The 23,040-nt window shown below is 70.4% G+C and carries 29 protein-coding genes; 12 read left to right on the top strand and 17 right to left on the bottom strand.

Annotation, left to right across the window (positions count from 1 at the left end):
- Positions 1-168 precede the first annotated feature (168 nt).
- Positions 169-1,302 (top strand): glycerophosphodiester phosphodiesterase, encoded by a 1,134-nt coding sequence (locus ACFFQA_RS22755; protein ID WP_377855601.1) that lies wholly within the window; start codon positions 169-171, stop codon positions 1,300-1,302.
- 3 nt (positions 1,303-1,305) lie between these two features.
- Here ACFFQA_RS22755 and ACFFQA_RS22750 read toward each other — a convergent pair whose 3' ends face one another.
- Entirely contained in the window at positions 1,306-1,584 is a 279-nt protein-coding gene (locus ACFFQA_RS22750) for a helix-turn-helix domain-containing protein (protein WP_377855598.1), read from the bottom strand.
- Positions 1,585-1,963: 379 nt separating this feature from the next.
- On the bottom strand, positions 1,964-3,250 hold the full coding sequence (locus ACFFQA_RS22745; RefSeq protein ID WP_377855595.1) for an adenylosuccinate synthase: 1,287 nt from the start codon (positions 3,248-3,250) through the stop codon (positions 1,964-1,966).
- Positions 3,251-3,323: 73 nt separating this feature from the next.
- Here ACFFQA_RS22745 and ACFFQA_RS22740 point away from each other — a divergent pair, with 73 nt between their 5' ends.
- Positions 3,324-3,980 (top strand): hypothetical protein, encoded by a 657-nt coding sequence (locus ACFFQA_RS22740; protein ID WP_377855592.1) that lies wholly within the window; start codon positions 3,324-3,326, stop codon positions 3,978-3,980.
- A gap of 186 nt (positions 3,981-4,166) precedes the next feature.
- Positions 4,167-4,751 (top strand): HNH endonuclease family protein, encoded by a 585-nt coding sequence (locus ACFFQA_RS22735; protein WP_377855972.1) that lies wholly within the window; start codon positions 4,167-4,169, stop codon positions 4,749-4,751.
- Between the two features lie 50 nt (positions 4,752-4,801).
- Here the strand turns inward: ACFFQA_RS22735 and ACFFQA_RS22730 are convergent, their stop codons facing one another.
- On the bottom strand, positions 4,802-5,638 hold the full coding sequence (locus tag ACFFQA_RS22730) for a hypothetical protein (protein WP_377855589.1): 837 nt from the start codon (positions 5,636-5,638) through the stop codon (positions 4,802-4,804).
- A gap of 101 nt (positions 5,639-5,739) precedes the next feature.
- On the opposite strand from ACFFQA_RS22730, the gene ACFFQA_RS22725 reads away from it, so the two are divergent.
- Complete coding sequence (locus ACFFQA_RS22725; protein WP_377855587.1) at positions 5,740-6,000, top strand: hypothetical protein; 261 nt, start codon at positions 5,740-5,742, stop codon at positions 5,998-6,000.
- Positions 6,001-6,021: 21 nt separating this feature from the next.
- On the opposite strand, the gene ACFFQA_RS22720 is transcribed toward ACFFQA_RS22725, so the two are convergent.
- The 7 genes from ACFFQA_RS22720 to ACFFQA_RS22690 form a co-directional block, all read right to left on the bottom strand.
- Positions 6,022-7,119 (bottom strand): FUSC family protein, encoded by a 1,098-nt coding sequence (locus ACFFQA_RS22720; RefSeq protein ID WP_377855584.1) that lies wholly within the window; start codon positions 7,117-7,119, stop codon positions 6,022-6,024.
- A 4-nt stretch (positions 7,120-7,123) separates the two neighbouring features.
- Positions 7,124-7,705 (bottom strand): SRPBCC family protein, encoded by a 582-nt coding sequence (locus tag ACFFQA_RS22715; RefSeq protein WP_377855581.1) that lies wholly within the window; start codon positions 7,703-7,705, stop codon positions 7,124-7,126.
- 5 nt (positions 7,706-7,710) lie between these two features.
- Positions 7,711-8,127 carry a DUF3151 domain-containing protein gene (locus ACFFQA_RS22710; protein ID WP_377855578.1) on the bottom strand — a complete coding sequence of 139 codons (417 nt, stop codon included), beginning with the start codon at positions 8,125-8,127 and terminating at the stop codon, positions 7,711-7,713.
- Between the two features lie 72 nt (positions 8,128-8,199).
- Complete coding sequence (gene fbaA, locus ACFFQA_RS22705) at positions 8,200-9,234, bottom strand: class II fructose-bisphosphate aldolase (RefSeq protein WP_377855575.1); 1,035 nt, start codon at positions 9,232-9,234, stop codon at positions 8,200-8,202.
- Positions 9,235-9,454: 220 nt separating this feature from the next.
- Positions 9,455-9,970 carry a snapalysin family zinc-dependent metalloprotease gene (locus tag ACFFQA_RS22700; RefSeq protein WP_377855572.1) on the bottom strand — a complete coding sequence of 172 codons (516 nt, stop codon included), beginning with the start codon at positions 9,968-9,970 and terminating at the stop codon, positions 9,455-9,457.
- Positions 9,971-10,111: 141 nt separating this feature from the next.
- Positions 10,112-10,447 carry a thioredoxin gene (gene trxA, locus ACFFQA_RS22695; protein ID WP_377855570.1) on the bottom strand — a complete coding sequence of 112 codons (336 nt, stop codon included), beginning with the start codon at positions 10,445-10,447 and terminating at the stop codon, positions 10,112-10,114.
- Complete coding sequence (locus tag ACFFQA_RS22690; RefSeq protein ID WP_377855567.1) at positions 10,420-10,809, bottom strand: MerR family transcriptional regulator; 390 nt, start codon at positions 10,807-10,809, stop codon at positions 10,420-10,422. The genes trxA and ACFFQA_RS22690 overlap by 28 nt, the downstream gene beginning before the upstream one ends.
- A gap of 130 nt (positions 10,810-10,939) precedes the next feature.
- Here ACFFQA_RS22690 and ACFFQA_RS22685 point away from each other — a divergent pair, with 130 nt between their 5' ends.
- Positions 10,940-11,356, top strand: a complete 417-nt coding sequence (locus ACFFQA_RS22685) for a hypothetical protein (protein WP_377855564.1) — start codon at positions 10,940-10,942, stop codon at positions 11,354-11,356.
- Between the two features lie 302 nt (positions 11,357-11,658).
- Here the strand turns inward: ACFFQA_RS22685 and ACFFQA_RS22680 are convergent, their stop codons facing one another.
- A complete protein-coding gene (locus ACFFQA_RS22680; protein WP_377855562.1) occupies positions 11,659-12,636 on the bottom strand; it encodes a helix-turn-helix domain-containing protein in 978 nt (325 codons plus the stop codon).
- Positions 12,637-12,798: 162 nt separating this feature from the next.
- On the opposite strand from ACFFQA_RS22680, the gene ACFFQA_RS22675 reads away from it, so the two are divergent.
- The gene (locus ACFFQA_RS22675) at positions 12,799-13,281 is read left to right on the top strand and encodes an RNA polymerase sigma factor (protein ID WP_377855559.1); all 483 of its coding nucleotides are present in this window, start codon (positions 12,799-12,801) and stop codon (positions 13,279-13,281) included.
- On the opposite strand, the gene ACFFQA_RS22670 is transcribed toward ACFFQA_RS22675, so the two are convergent.
- Entirely contained in the window at positions 13,282-13,563 is a 282-nt protein-coding gene (locus ACFFQA_RS22670) for a YciI family protein (RefSeq protein WP_377855556.1), read from the bottom strand.
- A 143-nt stretch (positions 13,564-13,706) separates the two neighbouring features.
- Here ACFFQA_RS22670 and ACFFQA_RS22665 point away from each other — a divergent pair, with 143 nt between their 5' ends.
- The 5 genes from ACFFQA_RS22665 (at position 13,707) to ACFFQA_RS22645 (ending at position 17,621) form a co-directional block, all read left to right on the top strand.
- Positions 13,707-14,312 (top strand): RNA polymerase sigma factor, encoded by a 606-nt coding sequence (locus tag ACFFQA_RS22665; RefSeq protein ID WP_377855553.1) that lies wholly within the window; start codon positions 13,707-13,709, stop codon positions 14,310-14,312.
- Between the two features lie 87 nt (positions 14,313-14,399).
- Positions 14,400-15,383 (top strand): ROK family protein, encoded by a 984-nt coding sequence (locus ACFFQA_RS22660; RefSeq protein WP_377855550.1) that lies wholly within the window; start codon positions 14,400-14,402, stop codon positions 15,381-15,383.
- Positions 15,380-16,525, top strand: coding sequence for an N-acetylglucosamine-6-phosphate deacetylase (gene nagA, locus ACFFQA_RS22655; protein ID WP_377855547.1), 1,146 nt, complete (start codon positions 15,380-15,382; stop codon positions 16,523-16,525). Before ACFFQA_RS22660 ends, nagA begins: the two co-directional genes overlap by 4 nt.
- A 25-nt stretch (positions 16,526-16,550) precedes the next feature.
- Positions 16,551-16,817, top strand: coding sequence for a hypothetical protein (locus tag ACFFQA_RS22650; protein WP_377855545.1), 267 nt, complete (start codon positions 16,551-16,553; stop codon positions 16,815-16,817).
- Positions 16,818-16,943: 126 nt separating this feature from the next.
- A complete protein-coding gene (locus ACFFQA_RS22645) occupies positions 16,944-17,621 on the top strand; it encodes a DedA family protein (protein WP_377855969.1) in 678 nt (225 codons plus the stop codon).
- Positions 17,622-17,678: 57 nt separating this feature from the next.
- Here ACFFQA_RS22645 and ACFFQA_RS22640 read toward each other — a convergent pair whose 3' ends face one another.
- Together ACFFQA_RS22640 and ACFFQA_RS22635 are read right to left on the bottom strand one after the other, a co-directional pair.
- Positions 17,679-19,064: an FAD-binding oxidoreductase gene (locus ACFFQA_RS22640; RefSeq protein ID WP_377855542.1), complete on the bottom strand. Its 1,386-nt coding sequence runs from the start codon at positions 19,062-19,064 to the stop codon at positions 17,679-17,681.
- 43 nt (positions 19,065-19,107) lie between these two features.
- Positions 19,108-19,863: an MBL fold metallo-hydrolase gene (locus tag ACFFQA_RS22635; protein ID WP_377855539.1), complete on the bottom strand. Its 756-nt coding sequence runs from the start codon at positions 19,861-19,863 to the stop codon at positions 19,108-19,110.
- A 72-nt stretch (positions 19,864-19,935) separates the two neighbouring features.
- On the opposite strand from ACFFQA_RS22635, the gene ACFFQA_RS22630 reads away from it, so the two are divergent.
- Positions 19,936-20,607, top strand: coding sequence for a DedA family protein (locus tag ACFFQA_RS22630; protein ID WP_377855536.1), 672 nt, complete (start codon positions 19,936-19,938; stop codon positions 20,605-20,607).
- A gap of 16 nt (positions 20,608-20,623) precedes the next feature.
- On the opposite strand, the gene ACFFQA_RS22625 is transcribed toward ACFFQA_RS22630, so the two are convergent.
- From ACFFQA_RS22625 to ACFFQA_RS22615, 3 genes are read right to left on the bottom strand one after another with little or no spacing between them, the layout of a single operon-like run.
- Positions 20,624-21,256, bottom strand: a complete 633-nt coding sequence (locus ACFFQA_RS22625) for a nucleoside/nucleotide kinase family protein (RefSeq protein ID WP_377855533.1) — start codon at positions 21,254-21,256, stop codon at positions 20,624-20,626.
- Positions 21,253-22,068 carry an ATP-binding cassette domain-containing protein gene (locus tag ACFFQA_RS22620; protein ID WP_377855530.1) on the bottom strand — a complete coding sequence of 272 codons (816 nt, stop codon included), beginning with the start codon at positions 22,066-22,068 and terminating at the stop codon, positions 21,253-21,255. Before ACFFQA_RS22620 ends, ACFFQA_RS22625 begins: the two co-directional genes overlap by 4 nt.
- Positions 22,065-23,039, bottom strand: a complete 975-nt coding sequence (locus tag ACFFQA_RS22615) for an ABC transporter permease (RefSeq protein WP_377855527.1) — start codon at positions 23,037-23,039, stop codon at positions 22,065-22,067. The genes ACFFQA_RS22620 and ACFFQA_RS22615 overlap by 4 nt, the downstream gene beginning before the upstream one ends.
- Position 23,040: the final 1 nt, after the last annotated feature.

Below are 23,040 nucleotides of genomic sequence, written 5' to 3'. Positions count from 1 at the left end.
CGTGGTGCAGCTCACAGAGAGGACCATCCTGCGGGTCGGATGGCAATACTCCACGGCACATTTACCGCGTTGTTGCCAGCTCGTAGCCCTACGGTGGCACCAGCGACGCCACGGGCGCCGAGGGTGTGCCGAACAGTGCCGTTCACCGAAAAGGGGAGGTCTCCCACGATGTCTCGCCGCTCGCGGACGTCCCGGATCGCCGGACTCGCCGTGTCCGCCGTCGCCGTGCTCGGGGTGGTCGGGGTGCCCGCCTCAGCCGCGCCGGAAGCCGCTCAGGAGCTCGCCTCGCACCGGGACAGCGGTCCGCTGGTGCTCGGGCACCGCGGCGCGTCGGGCTACCGGCCCGAGCACACGCTGGCCTCCTACGAGCTGGCCGCGCGGATGGGCGCGGACTACATCGAGCCGGACCTGGTCCCCACCAAGGACGGGGTGCTGGTCGCCCGGCACGAGAACGAGATCGGTGGCACCACCGACATCGCGAACCGCCCGGAGTTCGCCGACCGCAAGCGCACCAAGGTCATCGACGGCACCACGCTCACCGGCTGGTTCACCGAGGACCTGACGCTGGCGGAGCTGAAGACGCTGCGGGCCAAGGAGCGCATCCCGGAGACCCGGCCGCGCAACACCCTCTACGACGGCCGCTTCCAGGTGCCGACGTTCCAGGAGGTGCTGGACCTGCGCGCCCGGCTCTCCCGCGAGCTGCGCCGCGAGATCGGCGTGTACCCGGAGACCAAGCACCCCACGTACTTCCGGTCGATCAAGCTGCCGCTGGAGCCCGCGCTGGTGCGCACGCTCACCCGCAACGGGCTGAACACCCCGCGCGCCAAGGTGTTCGTGCAGTCCTTCGAGGTCGGCAACCTCAAGGCGCTCAGGAACGAGCTGCGGGTGCCGCTGATCCAGCTGATCGACTCCTCCGGCGCTCCCGCCGACTTCGTCGCCTCCGGCGACCCGCGCACCTACGACGACCTGGTCAAGCCCGCCGGGCTGCGGGAGATCGCGAGCTACGCCAACGGCATCGGCCCGTCGAAGGACCGCATCCTTCCGCGCGACGCCAAGGGCTTCCTGAAGCCGCCGACCACCCTGGTCGAGGACGCGCACGCCGCGAAGCTGAAGGTGCACCCGTTCACCTTCCGCAACGAGAACACCTTCCTGCCAGCGGACTTCCGCACCTCGACCGACCCGGCGCAGTACGGCAGGGCGTTCGAGGAGTACGCGCTGATCTTCAAGCAGGGCGTCGACGGCCTGTTCTCCGACAACCCCGACACCGCCGTCGCGGCGCGCGAGGAGTTCCTCCGCCGCTGACGGTCAGCTCGACGGCGGCCACGGCGGAGCCGCCGGTGGTGGCCACCGGGACGGGGGAGACGCGGGGGCTGGCGGTTTCTGCGTCTGGTACCAGCGTCTCTCCCATTCCTCGGGGTCGGCTCCGCACGCCTCGGCGAAGGCCATCACCACCGCGCGGGTGGGAAAGTGATCACCGCGTGCCGCGGCCGACAGCGTCCCGGCCGAGAAGTAGACCCGGTCGGCCATGTCCCGATAGGTCGGATTTCCGGTACTGGCACGGAGATTTCTGAGCTGCGCGGCCATTCTCCCCGCCGGTGACTCCGGATCGCTGATGGGGCGCTCTGGCCGCCCCGATTTCCTAGCCGACATCGAACCCCCCGCTCGACGCATTCGTGCAGGTCGTTTCGTTTTTTCATGCGGCCCACAAGGATTGTGCGTTCGGCGGTCGCGGCGACGACAGGTCCACAGGGGTTGGTTTGAACGAGTGGAAATAGGGCGAACGGACTAATACGCGGCGTGCGGTAGTAACGCAGACGAGAACCCGGCAGATGCCGGAGATGTCCGATCCGAGTCCCGTGCGCGGGGCGGCGACTCCGCTGTAATGGGGCCGGAGGAACACCGGCCGTGAAACGCCGAGGGGCACCTCGCCGCGGCGAGGTGCCCCTTGCGGTGCGACGAGGTGTCAGGCCATCGGGTAGCGGACGATCGTCTGCTCACGGCCGGGACCGACGCCGATCGCGGACATCCGCGCGCCGGAGAGCTCCTCAAGGCGCAGCACGTACGCCTGGGCGTTGGCGGGCAGCTCCTCGAAGGTGCGGCAGTGGCTGATGTCCTCCCACCAGCCCGGCAGCTCCTCGTAGACCGGCTTGGCGTGGTGCACGTCGGACTGCGACATCGGCATGTCGTCGTGGCGGACGCCGTCGACCTCGTAGCCCACGCACACCGGCACCCGGTCCATGCCGGAGAGCACGTCCAGCTTGGTCAGGAAGTAGTCGGTGATGCCGTTGACGCGCGCGGCGTAGCGGGCGATCACCGCGTCGAACCAGCCGGTGCGGCGGGCCCGGCCGGTGGTCACGCCGACCTCGCCGCCCGTCTTGCGCAGCCGCTCACCCCACTCGTCGTTGAGCTCGGTCGGGAACGGACCGGAGCCGACGCGGGTGGTGTAGGCCTTCAGGATGCCGATGACCGTGGTGATCCGGTTCGGCCCGATGCCGGAGCCGACGGCCGCGCCACCCGAGGTCGGGTTCGAGGACGTGACGAACGGGTAGGTGCCGTGGTCGACGTCGAGCAGGGTGCCCTGCGAGCCCTCCAGCAGCACGGTCTCGCCGCGCTCCAGCGCCTGGTTGAGCAGCAGGCGGGTGTCGGCGATGCGGTGGGCGAACTTCGCCGCGTGACCGAGCACGGTGTCCACGACCTCGTTGGCGTCCAGCGCGCGCCGGTTGTAGACCTTGACCAGCACCTGGTTCTTGAACTCCAGCGCGGCCTCGACCTTCTGCCGCAGGATCTTCTCGTCCAGCAGGTCCTGGATGCGCACGCCGACCCTGGCGATCTTGTCCTGGTAGCAGGGCCCGATGCCACGACCGGTGGTGCCGATCTTGGCCTTGCCCAGGTAGCGCTCGGTGACCTTATCGATGGCCACGTGGTACGGCATTATCAGGTGCGCGTCGGCGGAGAGCAGCAGCCGGGAGGTGTCCACCCCGCGCGCCTCCAGGCCGGAGAGCTCCTCCAGCAGCACACCCGGGTCGACGACGACGCCGTTGCCGATCACGTTGGTCACGCCCGGGGTCAGGATGCCCGAGGGGATCAGGTGCAGGGCGAAGTCCTGCCCGTCGGGAAGAACCACGGTGTGGCCGGCGTTGTTGCCGCCCTGGTAGCGAACGACCCACTGCACCTGCTCGCCGAGCAGGTCGGTGGCCTTGCCTTTGCCTTCGTCGCCCCACTGGGCGCCGATCAGGACGATGGCAGGCATGTGAATACTCCAAGAGGTCCGGCTGAGCGACGAGGGCGGATGCCGGTAGTTGAGGGTAGACCAGGAGTCGATTGTGGACGCACTAGCGTTGTGCTGCGGAAACGCGGGGATCACCGAGGGTGAGGGACTGGAGACGCACCGCATCGGTGCGCGGCCCGGCCGCTCGGAGGTCGACCCACTGCTGGACACCCTCGGCGACCGGCGGTTGGTCGTCTGCGGGACCGACGCGGACCTGGCCGCGGTGGCCCTGCGGCTGCTGCGCACCGAGCGGCTCGCGGAGGTCGCTGTCGGTTACGTCACCTCTGACCGGAATTCCGCTGTGGCGGAACTGTGGGGGCTGCCGACCGAACGCGAAGCGGCGCTGCGGCGGGCACTGGGCGGCGAGGTGGACAAGGTGCCGCTGGTGCGCGACGACGTCGGGGGAGTGCTCGTCGGCAGGGGCAGCATCGGCCCGGTGCGCGGCGTCGCCTACTGCGACGACACCCAGGTGCTGCGCGGCCAGGCGAGCAGCCTGGAGGTCACCCCGCACCCGGCGCTCGGCCTTGAGGTCACCGTCGTGCGGCGCGGGCTGCTCGGCAGGCGGCGGGTGGTGACCACCGGGCGCGCGATGCAGGTGGGCTGCCTGCCCGTGGCGGTTCGCAAGGACGGGGTCGTGCACGACCGCCAGCTCGACAAGTGGATCTGGTACCGGCACACCGAAGATCTTCGTCTCATTCGTGGCCTCGAATGAGTTGTGCCTTATTCCCGACTTTCGGAGGAAATTCGGGGGCTATTCGTAGCGTATTCACCGAATAGTGTTGCTGCGCTCACTCTGATGGGTGATGGTCTATTTGACCCTGCAATCACCCTGCTGGAGGCCCGAGTGTCCGCCACACGCGTCCTCAAAGCCCTGCTCCCCGCCACGCTGCTCGCCGGCATGGTCTCGGTCGGACTGACCGGCTCGGCGAGCGCCACCCCACCCGGCATCCCCGACGCCGCGACCGCCAAGGCCGAGCTCACCGCGCTGAAGGTCGCCCCTGAAGGCCCGATGACCGGCTACTCGCGCGAGAAGTTCCCGCACTGGGAAACGGTTTCGGGCACCTGCAACACCCGCGAGGAAGTCCTCAAGCGCGACGGCACCAACGTGCAGACCGACGCGTCGTGCGCCGCGGTCTCGGGCAAGTGGTTCAGCCCGTACGAGGGCGGCACCTACACCAAGGCGTCGGACATCGACATCGACCACGTGGTGCCGCTGGCCGCCGCCTGGCGCTCCGGCGCGAGCAAGTGGACCACCGACCGCCGCAAGCAGTTCGCCAACGACCTCGGCAGCCCGCAGCTGATCGCGGTGAAGGACACCGTGAACCAGGCGAAGGGCGACAAGACGCCCGACGTCTGGAAGCCGCCGGTGCAGGGCTACTGGTGCACCTACGCGAAGATGTGGACGAAGTCGAAGACCAAGTGGGGCCTGACGGTCACCGAGGCCGAGAAGGGCGCGCTCAAGAGCATGCTCGACCGCTGCTGAACCGGCAGTCCTCAAGGGACACAGGATCTTCCTGTGTCCCTTGAGTGTTCTCAGCCCGTCACGACCCGGCGCAGCGCCTCCTGCATCGCCAGCAGCCGCTCCGGCATCTTCGAGGGCACCGTGATGTCGTTGCCCGGCAAGAGGCTTCGCCGCGCGTGGGCGTCATAAGCGCGCTCCGTCTCGAACCGCCTGATGGCCCTGTCGAAGTCGTCGAGACCGCGGAAGAGCTTGTGCACCACGGTGTTCAGGCGATCGACCTCGCGTTGCATCTCCGCGGCGATCCCGGCGAACGCGGGACGGGTCCGCGCCTCGGCGACGTCGGAGCGCAGCACCAGCTGGTCTCGCAGCTCCACCAGCGTCAGCCACACCCGCCGTTCCAGGGCGGCGAGCGCCGCGTGGTCGACGAGGTCGAGCTCGACGATGCCGCTGCGCTGGATGCTGGTGAGCGGCTCGCACAACGAGCGCGCGAGCTGGCGGTCCTCCGGGTAGCCCTCGAAGTGGGTCCACGCGACGACGTCCTCCTCGTCGGCGACCACCACCATCAGCTGCTCGACCTCGGCGTGCGTACGACCGGACACCCGGCCGCGAACCGCCTCAGCCGCCAGGAAAACGCCTGCCAGCGCCACCACGACGGCCCCTGGCACCAGCGCGACCACCAGCACGTTGGTGAAGGTGATGCCCAGCAACAGCAGCACGGTCGCCGCGGGCACTCCGAAAGCAGCGCCGATTCCGCCGAAAACACCGAGCACGGACCGAATCCGCTTGCGCTGGGCCAAACGTCGGACCGCCGTCAGGTCGGCGACGGGGTTCCACATCCACCAACGGGGGAACCCGGTGACGACGACAACGTGACCCGGACGCGCTGGGAGCCAGTTGTGCCTGGTCACACCAACCTCCCCCGTCGCGGGCCAAGCCGGTTCCGTCCTGCGCCGTGATACCACTACCGGTACCGTCCGCGCACCCCCTTGAGACGACAAGGATAAGCGGCATGAGCGAACTGACGTCGAAATTCACCGCGTTGCCGGGTGGCGTCATGACCGACGACGTCGGTGTGATCACCGGGGACCTGGAGCTGCGGACCCGCTACGACCAGGACGGCACGCTCACGGTCGACGTCCGCTACGACGAGGCGGACGAGTGGTACGGCCTGACGGGTGCCGACTGCAAGCTCTACGACGAGCGGGACCACGAGGCGGTGCACACGGTGCTGCGCAACGTCCTGCACCGGCCGCCGATCGAGACGGGCTGACCGACTCTCCACAGTGGACAGTCAGCGTCTCTCCTCGCGGCGCGGGGTGAGCGGGGGCAATGCCGCGATGGCCTCGTTGCGCTTGATCCCGGTCGCCAGCAGCAGGTCCACCGCGATCGAGCGGAGCTGGGCGAGCACCACCCGCGAGGAGAACCCGCCCTCGCCGATGAGGGTGAGCGTCGCGCTCCGCGCGGCGACGTAGATCTCCTCCCGCGCCTTCACCGGCTCGCGGCCCTCGGCCAGGTCCGCCTGGAGCGTCCGCACCGAGTCGGCCAGCTCGTCGAGCACGTCGGCTACGCCCTCGGGTATCGGCTCGTCGTCCCGCAGCGCGGCGAGCGCCCGCCGCACCAGCACCCTGGTGTTGCGCAGCGCGTAGTCCACGGCCGTCGCCGCCGTCTTGTACCGCTCCAGGTCACCGCGCCTGCGCCAGCGGATCGGCGCGATCTTGGCGATCTCCGCGCCCGCGTCGAGGCTGGTCCGGAGGTCCTCGACGGCCTTGTGACTGTCCCTGGCCCTGGCCAGCACGTCGGCGCACTTGGCGGAGTCGTGCCCGCGCACGGCCTCCGCGACGCCGCGCAACGCCAGCTCCAGCTCGTCGAGCACGACCTTGCCCTGGCGGTGCGCCACGGTCAGCGGGTTGGCGGGCAGCAGCCCGGCGACCACCAGGCCGACGACACCGCCGATGAGCGCGTCCACCATCCGGTCGAGACCGCCGGTATCACCCGGCGGCAGCAGCGTCGCCACCAGCACGGCGGAGGAGCCCGCCTGCAGCGCGATCACCGCGCCGCTGTCCAGCAGCACGGCCGCGGACATGGCCAGCGCGACCACGAGCATGATCTGCCACGGGCCCGACCCGATCAGCGAGATCAGCAGGTCGCCGACGCCGATGCCGACGCTCACACCGACCACCAGCTCGGTGACCCGCCGCAGCCGCTGACCGAAGGACACCCCGAGGCAGACCACCGCGGCGATCGGCGCGAAGAACGGCCGTGGGTGGCCGAAGAGGTGGAACGCGACCAACCAGGCGATCCCGGCGGCCAGCGCACATTGGACGATCGGGATCGCCGTGCGCTGCCACCGTCTCAGTCTGCGCTCAAGCTCTGACCACACCCGCTGCACAGCGCTAATGCTGTCTGTTCGAACGCGACAAAGCCACAGCGGCGCCGAGTGCGAGAGCGACGCCACCGACGAGCGGCCACCTGGGCGCGGTCGGCGGCGGGGGCACGTCGCGGCCCCGCCGCCGGTCCAGCTCCAGCAGCAGGCTGCGCTCGCCCATCCGCATCGCCCAGTTGTGGTTCGCCGCGAACGCGGGCTTGAACACCGCGGAACCGTGGCGCAGCAACGGCTTGTCCGCGCGCACCACCCAGTCGAAGACGACGAGCACGTCCTCGCCCTGCTGTTCGAAGTTCCACTCGCCGGTGCCGGTCAGGTCGCCGTGGCCGGAGAAGCCCGCCCCGTCCTCGCGCTGGTCGGTGACCGTGAGCCGCCAGCGCAGCGTGTACGGCAGCCAGCCGTTGGTGAACAGGTCGAAGGCGGCGCCGATGCCATCAGGACCGCCGGGGTCGGCCAGCGTGACCTCGCGGTAGACCGACGGCCACCACCTCGGCAGGTCACGGGGGTCGCTGAGCACCTCGCGGATCTCGTCGACGGTGCTGCCGGGCACCAGCCAGCGGGACTGGAAGGCGTAGTCGTTGGCGCCGCCCACCCGGCTCAGCCCAGCCCGAGTTCGGCGGGCGCCTCGGGGTCGCTGTCGGCGAGGAAGGTGCGGCAGCGGTCGTACTCCTCGGTCTCGCCGATCTCCCCGGCGGCGCGGGCGAGAGCGGCCAGCGCCCGCAGGAAGCCCTGGTTCGGCGCGTGGCTCCACGGCACCGGGCCGAAGCCCTTCCACCCGGCGCGGCGCAGCTGGTCGAGCCCGCGGTGGTAGCCGGTGCGCGCGTAGGCGTACGCGGCGACGGGCTCACCGGCGTCGAGCGCGCGCTCGGCCAGCGCGGCCCACGCGGCGCTGAAGTACGGGTGCTCGCGAGCGACCTGGGCCGGGTCGGTGCCGCTGTCGAGCGCGGCCTGGGGCACCGGAAGCTCCGGCAGCGTGGTGGGGTCGGGTCCGAGGAGGTTGCCGTGCAAGCTCATTGCCCCATCGTGCCACCTGGCACGGCGACGGCCCGGCACCCCGAAGGGCACCGGGCCGTCGGTGTGCGGTGCTCAGCCGGCGATCATGCGGCCCGCGGACTTCAGGTTCTCGCAGGCGTGCGCGATGCGGGCGGCCATGCCCTGCTCGGCGGCCTTGAGGTAGCTGCGCGGGTCGTAGGTCTTCTTGTTGCCGACCTCGCCGTCGATCTTCAGCACACCGTCGTAGTTGGTGAACATGTGCGCGGCGATCGGGCGGGTGAAGGCGTACTGGGTGTCGGTGTCGATGTTCATCTTGATGACGCCGTAGGACACCGCCTCGTGGATCTCCTCCAGCAGCGAGCCGGAGCCGCCGTGGAAGACGAGGTCGAAGGGCTTGGACCCGGCGGGCAGCCCCAGCTTCTCCGCGACGACGTCCTGACCCTGCTTGAGGATCTCCGGGCGCAGCTTCACGTTGCCCGGCTTGTAGACGCCGTGCACGTTGCCGAAGGTGGCGGCCAGCAGGTAGCGGCCGTTCTCCCCGGCGCCGAGGGCCTCGACGGTCTTCAGGTAGTCCTCGGGGGAGGTGTAGAGCTTGTCGTTGATCTCGTTGTCGACACCGTCCTCCTCGCCGCCGACGACGCCGACCTCCAGCTCAAGGATGATCTTGGCCTTGTAGGCGCGGGCGAGCAGCTCGGTGGCGATCTCCAGGTTCTCGTCGAGCGCGACCGCGGAGCCGTCCCACATGTGCGACTGGAACAGCGGGTTGAGGCCCTTGGCCACCCGCTCCTCGGAGACGGCGAGCAGCGGGCGGACGAAGCCGTCCAGCTTGTCCTTGGGGCAGTGGTCGGTGTGCAGCGCGATGTTGACCGGGTACTTCTCGGCCACCACGTGCGCGAACTCGGCGAGCGCGACGGCGCCGGTGACCATGTCCTTCACCTTGGTGCCGGACAGGAACTCAGCACCGCCCGTGGAGATCTGCACGATGCCGTCGCTCTCCGCCTCGGCGAAACCGCGCAGTGCCGCGTTCAGGGTCTCCGACGAGGTCACGTTGATCGCGGGGTAGGCGAACTCGTTCGCCTTCGCCCGGTCCAGCATCTCGCCGTAGACCTCGGGGGTTGCGATCGGCATTGAAACGTCCTCCTCGTGGGCGTTCTACGGACTCGGGGCAACGCCGTCTCCGCTGCATCCTACGAGGCGATGCCGTAACGCCCCTCACACACCGACCAAATCGATCAAGTATTGCGGCGATCGGTGGACGTTCGCGTGCGTACGCAAGCACTGACTGTGCCGTGGTGCTCGAAGGGCGGGACCGGGGTCGCATCCCGGTCCCGCCCCTCGCACGTGGCGACTAGGAGGCCTCAGCCATGCGGGAACCGCCGAAGTTGCGGTCCACCTCGGCCGCCTCGGCGGCGTTCGGCGGGACGCTCTTGCAGCTGACGCCGCCGGTGCTGCCCGACATCAGGCTGGAGCACGGACCGGGCTTGCGGTCCGGCAGGCCGAGGATGTGGCCCAGCTCGTGGGTGGCGATGCGCGGGACGTAGTAGCCCTGGTTGACCGCCGTGCGCCCCATCCAGACCCGGCCGGAGCCGAGCGCGCCGGGCTGCGCCCGGGGCCAGCCGTCGTCGACCAGGATCTTGATGGAGGAGTTGGCCGGGGTCCCCTTGGCCAGCTTGACGTTCTTCACGCTGTTGTTCCAGACGACGGCCGCGTCGTCCCATGCCTTGGCGTACTCGCCAGCCTGGCTGGTGTCGTAGTACAGCGTGCGGGCAACGGGGGCCGCCGTCGCGGCGGTCTGCAGGCCTGCCGCGAGCGGCATCGCCACGACGAGACCGATCACCGCGCGCCGGAGGTGCGAGAGTGCCATTTTCTGAGTTCTCCTTGCTGTTGCAGGGGATTGGCAAGGTGCGTACCCGGCGGCGGCCGGGTCTCAGGTGGCCGTGTGCATCGACGCTAATTCGTGATCTTCCGCTCCAGGCAGGGCCGTTCGTTGGGTCTTGTCCACCCTTCAGTCGGCGAGGCCGAGGTCGGCGAGCAGCCGCGCCTTCGGCTTGGCTCCGACGATCTGCCGGACGGGCTCACCCTTGTCGAACACCAGCAGGGTGGGCAGCGACATCACCGCGTAGCGGGCCGCCGTCGCCGGGTTCTCGTCGTAGTTGAGCTTGACGACGCGGATCCGGTCGCCGTGCTCGGCCGCGATCTCGGCGAGCACGGGGGCGATCATCCGGCACGGCGGGCACCAGGTGGCCCAGAAGTCGACGACCACCGGGAGGTCGCTGCCGAGCACGTCCCGCTCGAAGGTCTCGTCGGTGACGCTCAGGAGCTCTTGCGCAGGCGCGGACATGTCGTCTCCTTGTGCTTTCTCGCTCGTTCGAGCTGGTTTTCGAGGTGGCCGCGGACCGCCAGCAGCCGCTCGACGCACTCGTCGATCTCCTCGATCTTGCGGCGGTAGACGGCGACGGAGTCCGGACACGCGTCACCCGCCGCGTTGCCCGCGCGCAGGCACGCCACGAACGGCCGGGTCTCCTCCAGGGCGAACCCGATCGCCAGCAGTGAGCGGATCTCCCGCGCAACGCGCAGGTCGAGCTCGTCGTAGTCCCGATAGCCGTTGGCACTGCGGCGAGCGCCGAGCAGCCCCTGGCTCTCGTAGTAGCGCAGCGCCCTGGTGCTGGTGCCGACCTTCTCGGCGAGTTCTCCGATGCGCATCTCCGCCTCCCGCCAGGCGACGCTAGACCTTGACGCCGACGTCAACGCCAGCGTTTTCCGGCAGATTCCGGCACACCAACGGGTGCGGGGGCCACCACGGGGCACCGACCCTCAGTAGCCTTTCCAGCACGTGGAGTCACACCGGGAGGCGACCGCCGTGGAGTTGGCGTTGGACGTGGCGTGCCCCGCATGCGAGGGCAGCGGCAAGAACACCCAGCCTGGGGCCGAGCACATCGGCGAGGAGGGGTTCCGCAAGCGCAGGAGGGCCGAGCGGTTCCTGCTGGCGCCGCCGGTCGCGGCCAGGATCACCGAGATCGCCGAGGAGTGGGAGGAGCTCAAGCGCTACGCCGCGGAACGCGGTGACGACGAGGTGCTCGGCTTCGTCGACTACCTCCAGCTGCGCGAGGGCGACTCCGTGATCACCAGGGCCTACGTCACCGCGAACACCAACCCGGACTGCGAGCCCTGCAAGGGCAAGGGCCGCGAGCTCACCGAGGAGGGCAAGAAGCTCCTCGCGTTCATCAAGCGCTGGCCACCGGAGGACTAGGCGTCCTCACCCACCCGCCCCTCCTTTCGCGTTTTGTCACCTTGATGCGAAATGGGAGCGCTCTTTCGCGCATCAAGGTGACAAAACGCGAAAAACCCGGCCACGCCGGCTGGCTCACGCGGATACGGGGGCGCGGGGACGCGGGGGCGGCGCGTCGGCTCGGGGGAGCGGGACGACTTGCAGGACAGGCTCTAGGCGCCCTCGGACGCCGAGCCGCAGTGCGGTGTGCGCGCACCGGCGTGGCCCGGTTCTCGCGTCGCGTCAAGGCTCCACACCGCGAACGAGGGCGGACCGGCAGTAGCTCAGGTGCCGTGCAGGACGAGGCCGGCGCGCTGCGCCCGGACGGCCGCTTCCGTGCGGCTGCGCACGTCCATCTTGTGCAGCACGCGCTCGACGTGCTTGGCCACGGTCTTCGGGGAGATCAGCAGCCTCGTCGCGATCTGGGTGTTGGTGCAGCCGTCGACCAGGAGCGTGAGGACCTCCAGTTCGCGCAGGCTGAGCGCGAACGGCGGCTCCGCCACCTCCTCCAGCACCAGCACGCGGTCCTCCCAGCGGGTCGTGGTGACCGCGTGCAGCACCCCACCGCCGGAGTGCCACCAGAACTGCTGCGGCAGCCGCTGCTCGGCGATCATCGCCAGCAGCGCCCTGACCAGCGGTGTTCCCTGCACGAGGTGGGGACCGGTCGGGCGACCGGGGACACCTTCGAGCACCGGGCCGGGGTAGACGCAGACGGAGTTGACCGCGTCGTCGACCTCCCACACCGGCGGCGGCAGGGACCTGGTGCGGTCGACCAGGCCGCCGAGCATGGACTGCATGGCGACCAGCACCGAGACGTCCTCGTCCGCCGGGTGGCGGGCGTCGTCGGTGGAGACGTGCAGGTTGCCGGTGTAGACGCCGAGCCGGTTGTAGAGGCAGACGGTGACGCCCTCGGTGAACCCGGCAGGCAGGAACACCTCTTGCGCAGAGAACGTTTCCCGGTAAGGAAAAGGTGTGTCCCGCCACCGCAACGGCCGCCGGTTCACCTTCCGCATGTGTTCGTAGGCGGGGTCGTTGCGCACGAACCACGAGTCGAGATGGTCGAGCACCTTGTCCGGGTAGTCGACGTTGACAAGGGCTTTATGGTCTACGTCAAAACCGTGGAAAGTGGACAGGCTGGCCGCGGCGTAAGGAACGACCTTCCGCAGCCCGGCCAGGATTTCCTCCGCTTTCTCCGAGGAACCGGCCGAACCGCCGAGCACGGCCCCCACCTCGATCAGGAAAGCGATCTGGTCATCGCGCATCCGCTACCTCCCGCCGAGGGTGCGCCAGGGTACGTCCAGCCTTTCACCAGCGCAATGGGCACTTGACCCCCTTGGCCAGCACCGTGCCGGAAAATAGCGTGACCGTCGTGCGACAGATCGCGTAGCCCGGGGCGATATGCCCCGAACTGGGGACGGTGACAGGTGACTGACGACGCGGACTTCACAGCCAGCCTGACACGCTATCGGCCGACCATGCTGACGATCGCGCGAGCGATCACCGGTGATCGGCACGACGCCGAGGACGCGGTTCAGGCCGCTTATCTCAGGGCGTGGCGCAAACGCGCGCAACTGAGCGACCCCGATGCGGTCAATTCCTGGCTCGGCACCATTGTCCGGCGCGAGTGCTATGCGCTTGTCCGGGCCAGGAGAAAATGGACGGAAGTGCCCGGAGAAATCCACCGCACGTCGGTGGACCCGGCCGAGATGGTGACGGCGGGGGAGTCGCTGCGCCAGCTGCTGCGCGCGTTCTCCCGGCTGCCGAAGACCGACCAGCTGGTCTGGTACCTGAAGTTCCACGAGAACTTCCGCTACCGGGAGATCGCGACCATCGTGCGGAGCTCGGAGGGCGCGGTCGGGGCGCGCCTGCACCGGACCCGGATCGCGCTCCGGGAGGCGCTGTCCTGATCAGCCCACCCAGGCGCCGAGCACCGGGTTCCACTCGGTGACGGTGGTCTTCACGATCACGCCGGCCTTGGTGTACGGGTCGGCGTCGAGGTAGCCCTGGAGCTCGGTGACGTCGGCGGCTTCGAAGACGACGATGCCGCCGGAGTCGTCGCCCAGCGGTCCCGCGGCCAGCACGACCCCGCGCTCGGCAAGCGAGCCGAGGTGGAGCCGGTGCTCGGGGCGGGCGGCCAGCCGGGCGTCCCGGTCCTCGCTGTAGACCCACTGCACGACGAAGCGCGCCATGACGTCCTCCTACCTCAGCTGATCTTGTTCCCGAACGCTAGTCCACTGCGCTGCGTAATCGATTGACCGTGGAAGGTCACGTTTTCTGGGAGTTATCCCAGGCAAGTTGCCACAACCACGCCTGACCTCGGTACGGTCGTCGCGTGGTTGGGGATGATCCGCGGGGACTGAGTCGAAACACGGGCCCGAGGCCGGTCACTGTCGAACAGACAGTGGAGCGGACACTCGGCCACATTCGCGCGCTCGACCCCGACGACCGGCCGGGCGGGAACACGCTCACGCTGGAGGACCTCTACCGCCAGCACCGGATGCGGCTGGTCCGGCTGGCCGTGCTGCTCGTCGACGACGCCGCGACCGCGGAGGACGTGGTCCAGGAGGCGTTCACCGGCCTCTACCGCAACTGGTCCGGCCTGCGGGACGGCGCCGCTGCCGTCGGCTACCTGCGCACCGCCGTGGTCAACGGCAGCCGCTCGGTGCTGCGCCGCCGCAAGACCGCGCGGGAGTACCAGCCGCCGCACATGATCAACGCGCGGTCCGCCGAGTCGCTGGCCATGCTCACCGCCGAGCACCAGGCCGTGGTCGCCGCGCTCGGCCAGCTGCCGCCTCGCCAGCGCGAGGTGCTGGTGCTGCGCTACTACGGCGGCATGTCCGAGGCGGAGATCGCCGAGTCCACCGGCATCTCGCGGGGCACCGTGAAGTCCACGGCGAGCCGGGCGCTCGACGCGCTGCAGAAGATCATCAAGACCTAGCTCCTTCGTCCCACCGGCCTCGCGAGGCTTGCTCGCGTCGGGCGAGAGGTCTAGACCAAGCGCCACCTGGTGCCGCAGGATGCGAAGGTGCCCAGCTCCCAGGTGGTCATCGCCGTCGACGTCGGCGGGACCGAGATCAAGGCCGCGCTCGTCAGCGGATGTGCCGACGGCGATGGCGCCGACCTGCGCGAGGTCCGGAAGCTGCGCAGGGCGACGCCCAAGCTCCCCGACGGCACCGAGACCGCGGACGCCGTCGTGGACGCGGTCTGCGACATCGTCGCCGAGCTCGGCGAGGGCGTGCGGCCGGACGCGGTCGGCGTGGTGGTGCCGGGCCTCGTCGACGACCAGCGGCGCGTCGGCATCTTCTCCGCCAACCTCGGCTGGCGGGACTACCCCTTCGGCGACGCGTTCGCCGCGAAGATCCCCTTCCCGCTCGCGTTCGGCCACGACGTGCGCGCCGGCGGGCTGGCGGAGGCGCGGCTCGGGGCGGGCCGGGGTCTTGAGGACCTCGTCGTGCTGCCCATCGGCACCGGGATCGCGGGCGCGCTGATCCTGGGCGGGCGGCCGCACTCCGGCGGCGGGTACGCGGGCGAGATCGGCCACCTGGTGATCGCAGACGGCCCGGAGTGCGCGTGCGGCCAGCGCGGCTGCCTCGAGCTCATCGCGTCCTCCTCCGCCGTCGCCCGCCGCTACACCGAGCGCACCGGCAAGGCGGTGAGCGGAGCGGTCGACGTCGCGGCCGCACTGCGCGAGGGCGACGAGGACGCGAAGGTGGTGTGGGGCGACGCGGTGGACGCGCTGGCCAAGGCCATCGCCCAGCTCGCAACCGTGATCGCCCCGCAGGCGGTCGTGCTCGGCGGTGGGCTGGCCATGGCGGGCGAGCTGCTGACCGGGCCGTTGGACGCCCGGCTGGACGAGCTGATCACGATCCAGCGCCGGCCGGCGCTGCGGCAGGCGGCGCTGGGTGACCGGGCGGGCTGCCTGGGCGCCGCGCTGATGGCCATCGGCGCGGCCGAGACAGCGGAAGCGGTCGATGCGGTCGATGCCGACGTTGCGGAGGAGGACCGATGAGGCTCGCTGGAGGCAGGATCGTCACGCCTGCCGGGGTGCTCGACCCGGGCTGGCTGCGCGTGGACGGCGGCAGGATCGCCGAGCTCGGTGCGGGCGAAGGGCCGACGCGGCCAGGTGAGCGGGTGGTCGACGCGGCGGGCTGCTGGATCGTGCCCGGCTTCGTGGACATCCACTGCCACGGTGGCGGCGGTGAGTCCTTCTCCACCCTCGACGGCGCCCGGGTGGCGCACGCGGTCGCCGCGCACCGCAAGCACGGCACGACGACGATGCTGGCCAGCCTGGTCACCGGTGAGATCCCGGAGCTGGCCAAGCAGGTCGCCGCGTTGGCCGAGGCGACCGAGGACGGGCTGATCGCGGGCGTGCACCTGGAGGGACCGTTCCTGTCCGCGGCCCGCTGCGGAGCGCACGACCCGGCCCTGCTGCGCGCGCCGGACCGCGAGTCCGTGCGGACGCTGCTGGAGGCCGGGGGCGGCGCGGTTCGGATGATCACGCTCGCACCCGAGCTCGACGGTGCGATCGACGCCGTCCGCCAGCTCGCCGACAACGGGGTGATCGCGGCGATCGGGCACACCGACGCGACCGAGGCGCAGGTGCGTCCCGCGGTCGACGCCGGAGCGACGGTGGCGACGCACCTGTTCAACGGCATGCGACCGCTGCACCACCGCGAGCCGGGTCCGATCGGCGCGCTGCTGGACGACGAGCGGGTCACCGTCGAGCTGATCTGCGACCTGGTGCACCTGCACCCGACCGCGGTCCGGCTGGCGGCCCGGTACGCGGGCACCGGGCGGACGGTGCTGATCACCGACTCGATCTCCGCGTCGGGCATCGGCGACGGCGTCTACGACCTCGGCGGCCTCCAGGTCACCGTGCGCGACGGCGTGCCGACGCTGGCGGGCGGCTCCCTCGCGGGCAGCACGCTGACCATGGACGCCGCCTTCCGCAACGCCGTGGTCAGCGGCGGGCTGAGCATGTCCGAGGCCGCGTACGCCTGCTCGACCCGGCCTGCGGGGCTGCTCGGGCTGGACGGGGTCACCGGGGCGATCCGCGCCGGGCTGGCCGCGGACCTGGTGCTGCTGGACGCGGACCTGCGGCTGCGGTCGGTGCTGCACCGCGGCGAGTGGGTGGACACGGCCGCGTCCTGACCACGCCTGCCGCTACCGTGGTGGGGTGGCCCAGGCAGACGATCCGGAGCGCTTGCTCGCCGAAGCGCTGCGGGCTCAGGCCGCCTCCACCCCGTCGAGCGGGTCCGGCGGCCTCCCCACGGCGGCGGCCCTGCGCGCCATCACCCAGAGCGGACCGACCGAGCGGGTCGCCGACGACCCCATGACCGTGCGCACGCAGCGGCCTCAGCTGCGACCGGTAATGTTGATCATGCTCGCGGTGCTGCTCGGGCTCGCGGTCGGCACCGTCGCCGGGCTGGTCTCGGTGCTGTGAGGTCGCGGCGGCCGTCCTCCCGACGGTCGTCAACCGCACGACCTCACAGAGGCCCCGACCGGAGTCTCTGTATCGTGTGGCCTTGTGACGACCGTTTTGCCCGCTCTCGCGAGCACGTCGACCGAGATGGCACTCTTCGGCATCAAGTGGCTTGACCCCGAGTACATCATCAGCTCGATGGGTCACTTCGCACTGGTGGGGATCTGCCTCATCGTCTTCGCCGAGTGCGGTCTGTTCGCCTTCTTCCTGCCAGGCGACTCGCTGCTGTTCGTTGCGGGCCTGTTCGTGGCGAGCGGCGCGATCGAGACCCCGATCTGGCTGGTCTGCACGCTGATCACGCTGGCGGGCATCCTCGGCAACGTGGTCGGTTACGCGATCGGCTGGAAGGCCGGTCCCGCGCTGTTCGACAAACCGAACTCCAAGATCTTCAAGAAGGACTACGTCGACAAGACGCACGAGTTCTTCGAGAAGTACGGCGCGCGGGCGATCGTGCTCTCGCGGTTCGTGCCGGTGGTGCGGACGTTCATCACCGCGCTCGCCGGTGTCGGGCGGATGGACCCGAAGCGCTACTTCACCTACTCGATCATCGGCGGTATCGCCTGGGGCGCTGGCATCACCGTGCTCGGCTACTTCCTCGGCGAGGTGTCCTTCGTCAAGGAGAACCTCGAGGTCGTCATCCTCGGCATCGTGTTCATCTCGGTGGTCCCGATCATCATCGAGGTGATCAAGGCCCGCAAGGAGAAGCGGCTCGCCGCGGAGAACGCGGCCGAGCAGACCCAGATCCTCTACCCCAAGCACGACTGATCTGCTTGCGAGAACAAGGGCCCCGCGGCTGACCGCGGGGCCCTTGTCGTCGCGGTGTCAGGAGAACATCGAGCCCGGGTTGAACAGCTGCCCGGGGTCGAGCGCGTTCTTGATCGCGCGGTGCGCCGAGAGCCCGACCGGGCCGATCTCCTTGGCCAGCCACTCGCGCTTGATCTTGCCGACGCCGTGCTCGCCGGTCACGGTGCCGCCGAGGCGCAGCCCGAGCTCCAGGATCTCGTCGAAAGCCTGCTGCGCCTTGGCGAACTGCTCCTCGGAGGAGGCGTCGTAAACGATCGTCGGGTGCATGTTGCCGTCACCGGCGTGGCCCACCACGGCGACCAGCAGCCCGCAGCGCTTGCTGATCTCCTCGCAGCCGCTGATCAGCTCGCCGATCCTGGTGCGCGGCACGCAGACGTCGTCGGTGAGCCAGGAGCCGTAGACCTCCAGCGCGTTGAGCACGGCGCGGCGGGCGGTCAGCAGCATCCGGCCCTCTTCGAGGTCGGTCGTCGAGTACGCCAGGTCCGCGCCGGAGTCGGTGCAGATCCGCTCGACCGCGGCCAGCTCCTGCCGTGCGGCCTCACCGCCGGAGTCGGACTGGCAGATCAGCAGGGCCGCGCTGCCCGCGCCCGCGCCGACCTCGGTGTTCAGGTGCTGTTCGACGGCCTTGATCGACGCCGCGTCCATGATCTCCATCAGTGACGGGACGAGGCCCTCGCGGACGATCCGGCTGACGGCGGCTCCCGCGGCCGCGGTGGAGGAGAACGAGGCGACCATCGTGCCCGGCGCCTTCGGCAACGGCCGCAGCGCGAGGGTGGCCTGGGTGATCACGCCGAGGGTGCCCTCGCTGCCGACGAAGAGCTTGGTGAGGTCGTAGCCCGCGACGCCCTTGACCGTGCGGCGGCCGGTGCGCAGCACCTCGCCACTGGCCAGCACGACTTCGAGCCCGAGCACGGAATCCGTTGTCACGCCGTACTTCACGCAGCACAGGCCGCCCGCGTTGGTCGCGAGGTTGCCGCCGATCGTGCACCAGTCGTAGCTGGAGGGGTCGGGCGGGTAGAACAGCCCGTGCTTCTCCACGGCGTGCCGGAGGTCGAGGTTGACCACTCCAGGCTCCACCACGGCGAGCCGGTTGTCCTGGTCGATCTCGACGATCTTGTTCATCCTGGTGGTCACCAGGACCACGCAGCCGTCGATGGCGTTGGCAGCACCGGAGAGCCCACTGCCCGCGCCCCTCGGCACGATGGGCGTCCCGGCCGCGGCGCAGGCCAGCACGACCTGACGGACCTGCTCGGTGTCGGAGGGCAGCACCACGGCGAGCGGCGAGCCGACCGGGGCCAGCGGCATCATGTCGCGGCTGTAGCCCGCGGTGACGTCCGGATCGGTCAGCACCCCGTCTGCTCCGACGGCGGCTTTGAGCTGGTCGATGAGGGCGGCGGTGTCCACCCACCGACCGTAGACCGCGGCGCCCTCGGTCGGCGAGGGCTCTTCAGCGCAGTTCGTAGGTCTCGTTCTCCGCGACCGCGGCGGTGCGCCCGCAGTAGACCTTCGCGGCGCGCTGGGCCGCCCAGTCCGGCGTCATCGCGGGTCCGACGTGGGTGAGCAGCAGCTGGCGCACCCCGGCCTTGCGCGCGGCCTCGCCCGCGTCCTCGGGCGTGCAGTGGAACGCGGTGTCCATCTCGTCGTCGGAGTCGGCCTCGCACAGCAGGACGTCCGCGCCGTGGGCCAGCTCGTCCAGCGCTGCGCACGGGCCGGTGTCACCGGAGTAGGCCAGCACCGTTCCGTTGTGCTCGGCACGCACGCCGAAAGCGGGGATGCCGTGGTGCACGGCGCGGCTGGTGAGCCGGATGCCGTCGACGTCCACGTCATGGCCGTCGTGCAGCTCGTGCTCCTCGAAGACCGCGCTCATCGCGGCGACGTGGGCGTTGGTGAGGAAGGCTTCGAGGCGCCCGCCCCAGCCGATCGGGCCGTAGACGGGGATGCGGCGCTGCGGGCGCAACTCGGAGAAGGCCAGCGCGTAGTAGGCGGCGGCGAGGTCGGCGAAGTGGTCGGCGTGCAGGTGGGAGATCCAGATGGCGCTCAACCGATCGGGCGAGACGTGGCGCTGGAGGTTGGCGAAGGACCCCGGGCCCGCGTCGACCCACACCGCGCTCTCCTCGGTGCGCAGCAGGTACCCCGAGCAGGCGTTGTCCGGCCGCGGGTACGGCGTGCCCGCCCCGAGCACGGTGAGGCTCAGCGAGCTCATCGCGACGCCCTCCCTCGTCGTCAACCAGGAATTCACCGATGACCGGCCGCTGACCCACGTAGTGTCGGCACAGTGACGGCGGCGCTGACCAACCTTGCCTGGGACCCCTTGGGCTCCAGCGGACCCGTTCTGATCTGGGCCGTGGTCGTCGGCTTCATCTTCGCTGAATGCGCTCTCATCATCGGCCTTTTCCTACCGGGCGACTCGCTGCTGTTCACCGCCGGGGTCCTGCTCGCACAACAGGACCTGCCCGGCAACGCGTGGGGTCTTGCCGCTGCGACCACCCTGGTGGCGATCTGGGGCAACGACGTCGGCTACCGCATCGGGGTGCGCACCGGCACCAGGGTGCTGGCCCGCGAGGGCGGCAAGGTGCTCAACCGGGAGAACCTGGAGCGGGCGCGGAACTTCCTGGACCGCTACGGGTTCTGGGCGATCGTGGCGGCCCGCTGGCTGCCGTGGGTGCGCACGCTCGCCCCGATGATCGCGGGCGCGGCGCGGATGGACCGCCGCCGCTTCTTCTGGTCCTCCGTGATCGGATCGATCACCTGGGCGCCGCTGCTGATCCTCTTCGGCTACTACGCCGCGGGGCTGCTCGACCGGTACCCGTGGCTGAAGGTGGCGGCGATCATCGCGTTCCTGGCGGTGGTCCTGACGGGAACGGTCTACGGCGCGGTCCGCTTCCGCCAGGACATGAAGCGCCCCATCGACGAGTCGGCGGACACCACCCCGCCACAGTCCCGCTGAACACCCCGGCGCGGCGCTAGGTCACGGCGTGGATCCGGAGGTCGGCGCGCGAAGCCGTCGCGACCACCCGGAGCGCGTTGGCCTGGTCCGAGCCGTGGGCGCGGCGTTCGGCCTCCTCGTGGCTGCGGCCGTAGCGCTCGTGCCTCGCGACCAGGCGGGAGAGCCGCAGCTCCTCGTCGGGAGCCAGGAACCAGGTCTCGTCGAGCACGTCGCGCAGCCGGGGCCACGGGTCGTCCGGTAGGAGCAGGTAGTTGCCCTCGGTGATCACCAGCGGCACCTCAGGCGCGACCGGGACCGCGCAGGCCACCGGCTCTTCGATCTCGCGGCGGAACTCCGGGGCGTAGACCGTCACGCCCGGCTCCGCCCGCCGCAACCGCACCAGCAGGTCCAGGTAGCCGTGCGCGTCGAAGGTGTCCGGGGCCCCCTTGCGCTCCGCCCTGCCAAGACGTTCCAGCTCGCGCTGGGCCAGGTGGAAGCCGTCCATGCCGACCAGCACCGCCCGCTCGCCGAGCGCGTCCGCGAGCCGTTCCGCCAGCGTCGACTTGCCAGCCCCCGGGGCGCCGGTGATGCCGAGCAGGCGACGCCCGCCCGGCTCCGCCAGCCTCGACGCGCGCTCCAGCAGCTCGTCGAAGGTCACGTCGAGGCTCATGCGGGCTTCCGTCCCGCGTTGCGGTACACCTCGACCAGCTCGCCGTCGTCGCCGACCTCCAGCGCGCCGGTGATCAGGCCGACCACCTCGTTCATCGTGCGCTCGCGCGGGGAGACCACGCCGACGCGCCTGCCGAGCCGGTGCACGTGCACCCGGTCGGCGATCTCGAAGACGTGCGGCATGTTGTGGCTGATCAGCACCACCGGCAGGCCCCGGTCCCGGATGCGGGCGATCAGGTCGAGCACCTTGGCCGACTCCGCGACGCCCAGGGCCGCCGTGGGCTCATCCATGATCACCACCCGGCTGCCGAACGCCGCCGCCCTCGCCACCGCGATGCCCTGGCGCTGCCCGCCGGAGAGCGTCTCAACGGCCTGGGTCATCGACTTGATCTTGATGTCCAGCTCACCGAGGATCCTGGCCGCCTCCGCCCGCATGCCCTTGGCGTCCAGCAGCCGGAACACCGTGCCCAGCGGCCCTGGCCTGCGGCGCTCCCTGCCGAGGAAGACGTTGGTCGCGATGTCCTGGGCCGGCGCGAGCGCCAGGTCCTGGTAGACCGTCTCGATGCCGTGCCTGCGCGCGTCGAGCGGGCCGGAGAACCGCACCCGCTCACCGTCGAGCAGGATCTCGCCCGAGTCCGGGACCACCGCGCCGGAGAGCGCCTTGATCAGGCTGGACTTGCCCGCGCCGTTGTCGCCGACCACCGCGAGCACCTCGCCGGGCAGCAGGTCGAAGTCGGCGCCGTCGATCGCTGTCACCTTGCCGTAGCGCTTGACCAGGCCGCGGGCCTGGAGCACCGGCAGCTGCTCGCTCATCGCTGCTTCCTCCTGGAGAACCGGTCCACCGCCACCGCGACGATCACCAGCACGCCGGTGGCGACGTCCTGGTAGAGGCTGTCGATCCCGGCCTGGGTCAGCCCGGAGCGCAGCACCGCGACGATCAGCGCGCCGACCAGGGTGCCGAGCACGCTGCCCCGCCCGCCGAACAGGCTGGTCCCGCCGAGCACCACCGCGGTGATCGAGTCGAGGTTGCCCATCTGGAAGGCGTTCGGGTCGGCGTTGGGCACCCGGCCCAGCGCCTGCCAGGCCGCGATGCCGTAGACCAGCCCGGCGACCACGTAGACGCTGAGCACGGTGCGCCGGACGTTGATGCCCGACAGCCGCGCCGCCTCCGGGTCGTTGCCGACGGCGTAGACGTGCTTGCCCCACGCGGTCCTGGTCAGCGAGTACCAGAGGCCGAGGTACATCAGCAGCGCCAGCCCCATGCCGACGGTGACCTCGATGTGGCCGAAGAGGTACTGCCGGGTGCCGAGGAACGACAGCACGTCGTCGGTGACCGGGTAGCTGCGGCCCTCGGCGTAGATCCGGCTGACCGCGGTGACAATGGTCAGCATGCCGAGGGTGACGATGAACGGCGGCAGGCTCGCCCCGGTGACGATGCCGCCGACCAGCGCTCCGATCGCCACCGCGACCGCGATCCCGGTGACGAGCGCGACGGGTCCGGAGACCCCGCCGACGACCAGCTTGGCCATCAGCAGGGTCCCCATCACCGCGGTCGCCGCGTTGGCCAGGTCGATGCCACCGGTGAGGATCACCAGCGTCTGGCCGAGCGCGAGCGTGCCGACCACCAGCGACTGCTGGACGATCAGCGAGAGGTTGTCGCTGTTGAGGAAGGTGTCGGTGGTCGCGGCGAACAGCACGACCGCCACCGCCAGCGCGATGGCGGGGCCGACCGCCGGAGTCCGCAGCACGAACTCGGTGACACTGCCCTTGGTCCTGGTACTCACG

Source organism: Allokutzneria oryzae (assembly GCF_042429765.1).
Lineage (GTDB): Bacteria > Actinomycetota > Actinomycetes > Mycobacteriales > Pseudonocardiaceae > Allokutzneria > Allokutzneria oryzae.
The sequence above is the reverse complement of the archived record's forward strand: the minus strand, read 5'-3'. Positions and strand labels throughout refer to the sequence as shown.

What these genes read in the sequence shown, in the direction of transcription:
- ACFFQA_RS22755 (WP_377855601.1), top strand. Translation starts at nt 169, where the DNA reads ATGTCTCGCCGCTCGCGGACGTCCCGGATCGCCGGACTCGCCGTGTCC.
- ACFFQA_RS22750 (WP_377855598.1), bottom strand. Translation starts at nt 1,584, where the DNA reads ATGGCCGCGCAGCTCAGAAATCTCCGTGCCAGTACCGGAAATCCGACC.
- ACFFQA_RS22745 (WP_377855595.1), bottom strand. Translation starts at nt 3,250, where the DNA reads ATGCCTGCCATCGTCCTGATCGGCGCCCAGTGGGGCGACGAAGGCAAA.
- ACFFQA_RS22735 (WP_377855972.1), top strand. Translation starts at nt 4,167, where the DNA reads ATGGTCTCGGTCGGACTGACCGGCTCGGCGAGCGCCACCCCACCCGGC.
- ACFFQA_RS22725 (WP_377855587.1), top strand. Translation starts at nt 5,740, where the DNA reads ATGAGCGAACTGACGTCGAAATTCACCGCGTTGCCGGGTGGCGTCATG.
- ACFFQA_RS22710 (WP_377855578.1), bottom strand. Translation starts at nt 8,127, where the DNA reads ATGAGCTTGCACGGCAACCTCCTCGGACCCGACCCCACCACGCTGCCG.
- fbaA (WP_377855575.1), bottom strand. Translation starts at nt 9,234, where the DNA reads ATGCCGATCGCAACCCCCGAGGTCTACGGCGAGATGCTGGACCGGGCG.
- ACFFQA_RS22700 (WP_377855572.1), bottom strand. Translation starts at nt 9,970, where the DNA reads ATGGCACTCTCGCACCTCCGGCGCGCGGTGATCGGTCTCGTCGTGGCG.
- trxA (WP_377855570.1), bottom strand. Translation starts at nt 10,447, where the DNA reads ATGTCCGCGCCTGCGCAAGAGCTCCTGAGCGTCACCGACGAGACCTTC.
- ACFFQA_RS22690 (WP_377855567.1), bottom strand. Translation starts at nt 10,809, where the DNA reads ATGCGCATCGGAGAACTCGCCGAGAAGGTCGGCACCAGCACCAGGGCG.
- ACFFQA_RS22680 (WP_377855562.1), bottom strand. Translation starts at nt 12,636, where the DNA reads ATGCGCGATGACCAGATCGCTTTCCTGATCGAGGTGGGGGCCGTGCTC.
- ACFFQA_RS22670 (WP_377855556.1), bottom strand. Translation starts at nt 13,563, where the DNA reads ATGGCGCGCTTCGTCGTGCAGTGGGTCTACAGCGAGGACCGGGACGCC.
- nagA (WP_377855547.1), top strand. Translation starts at nt 15,380, where the DNA reads ATGAGGCTCGCTGGAGGCAGGATCGTCACGCCTGCCGGGGTGCTCGAC.
- ACFFQA_RS22645 (WP_377855969.1), top strand. Translation starts at nt 16,944, where the DNA reads ATGGCACTCTTCGGCATCAAGTGGCTTGACCCCGAGTACATCATCAGC.
- ACFFQA_RS22635 (WP_377855539.1), bottom strand. Translation starts at nt 19,863, where the DNA reads ATGAGCTCGCTGAGCCTCACCGTGCTCGGGGCGGGCACGCCGTACCCG.
- ACFFQA_RS22625 (WP_377855533.1), bottom strand. Translation starts at nt 21,256, where the DNA reads ATGAGCCTCGACGTGACCTTCGACGAGCTGCTGGAGCGCGCGTCGAGG.
- ACFFQA_RS22620 (WP_377855530.1), bottom strand. Translation starts at nt 22,068, where the DNA reads ATGAGCGAGCAGCTGCCGGTGCTCCAGGCCCGCGGCCTGGTCAAGCGC.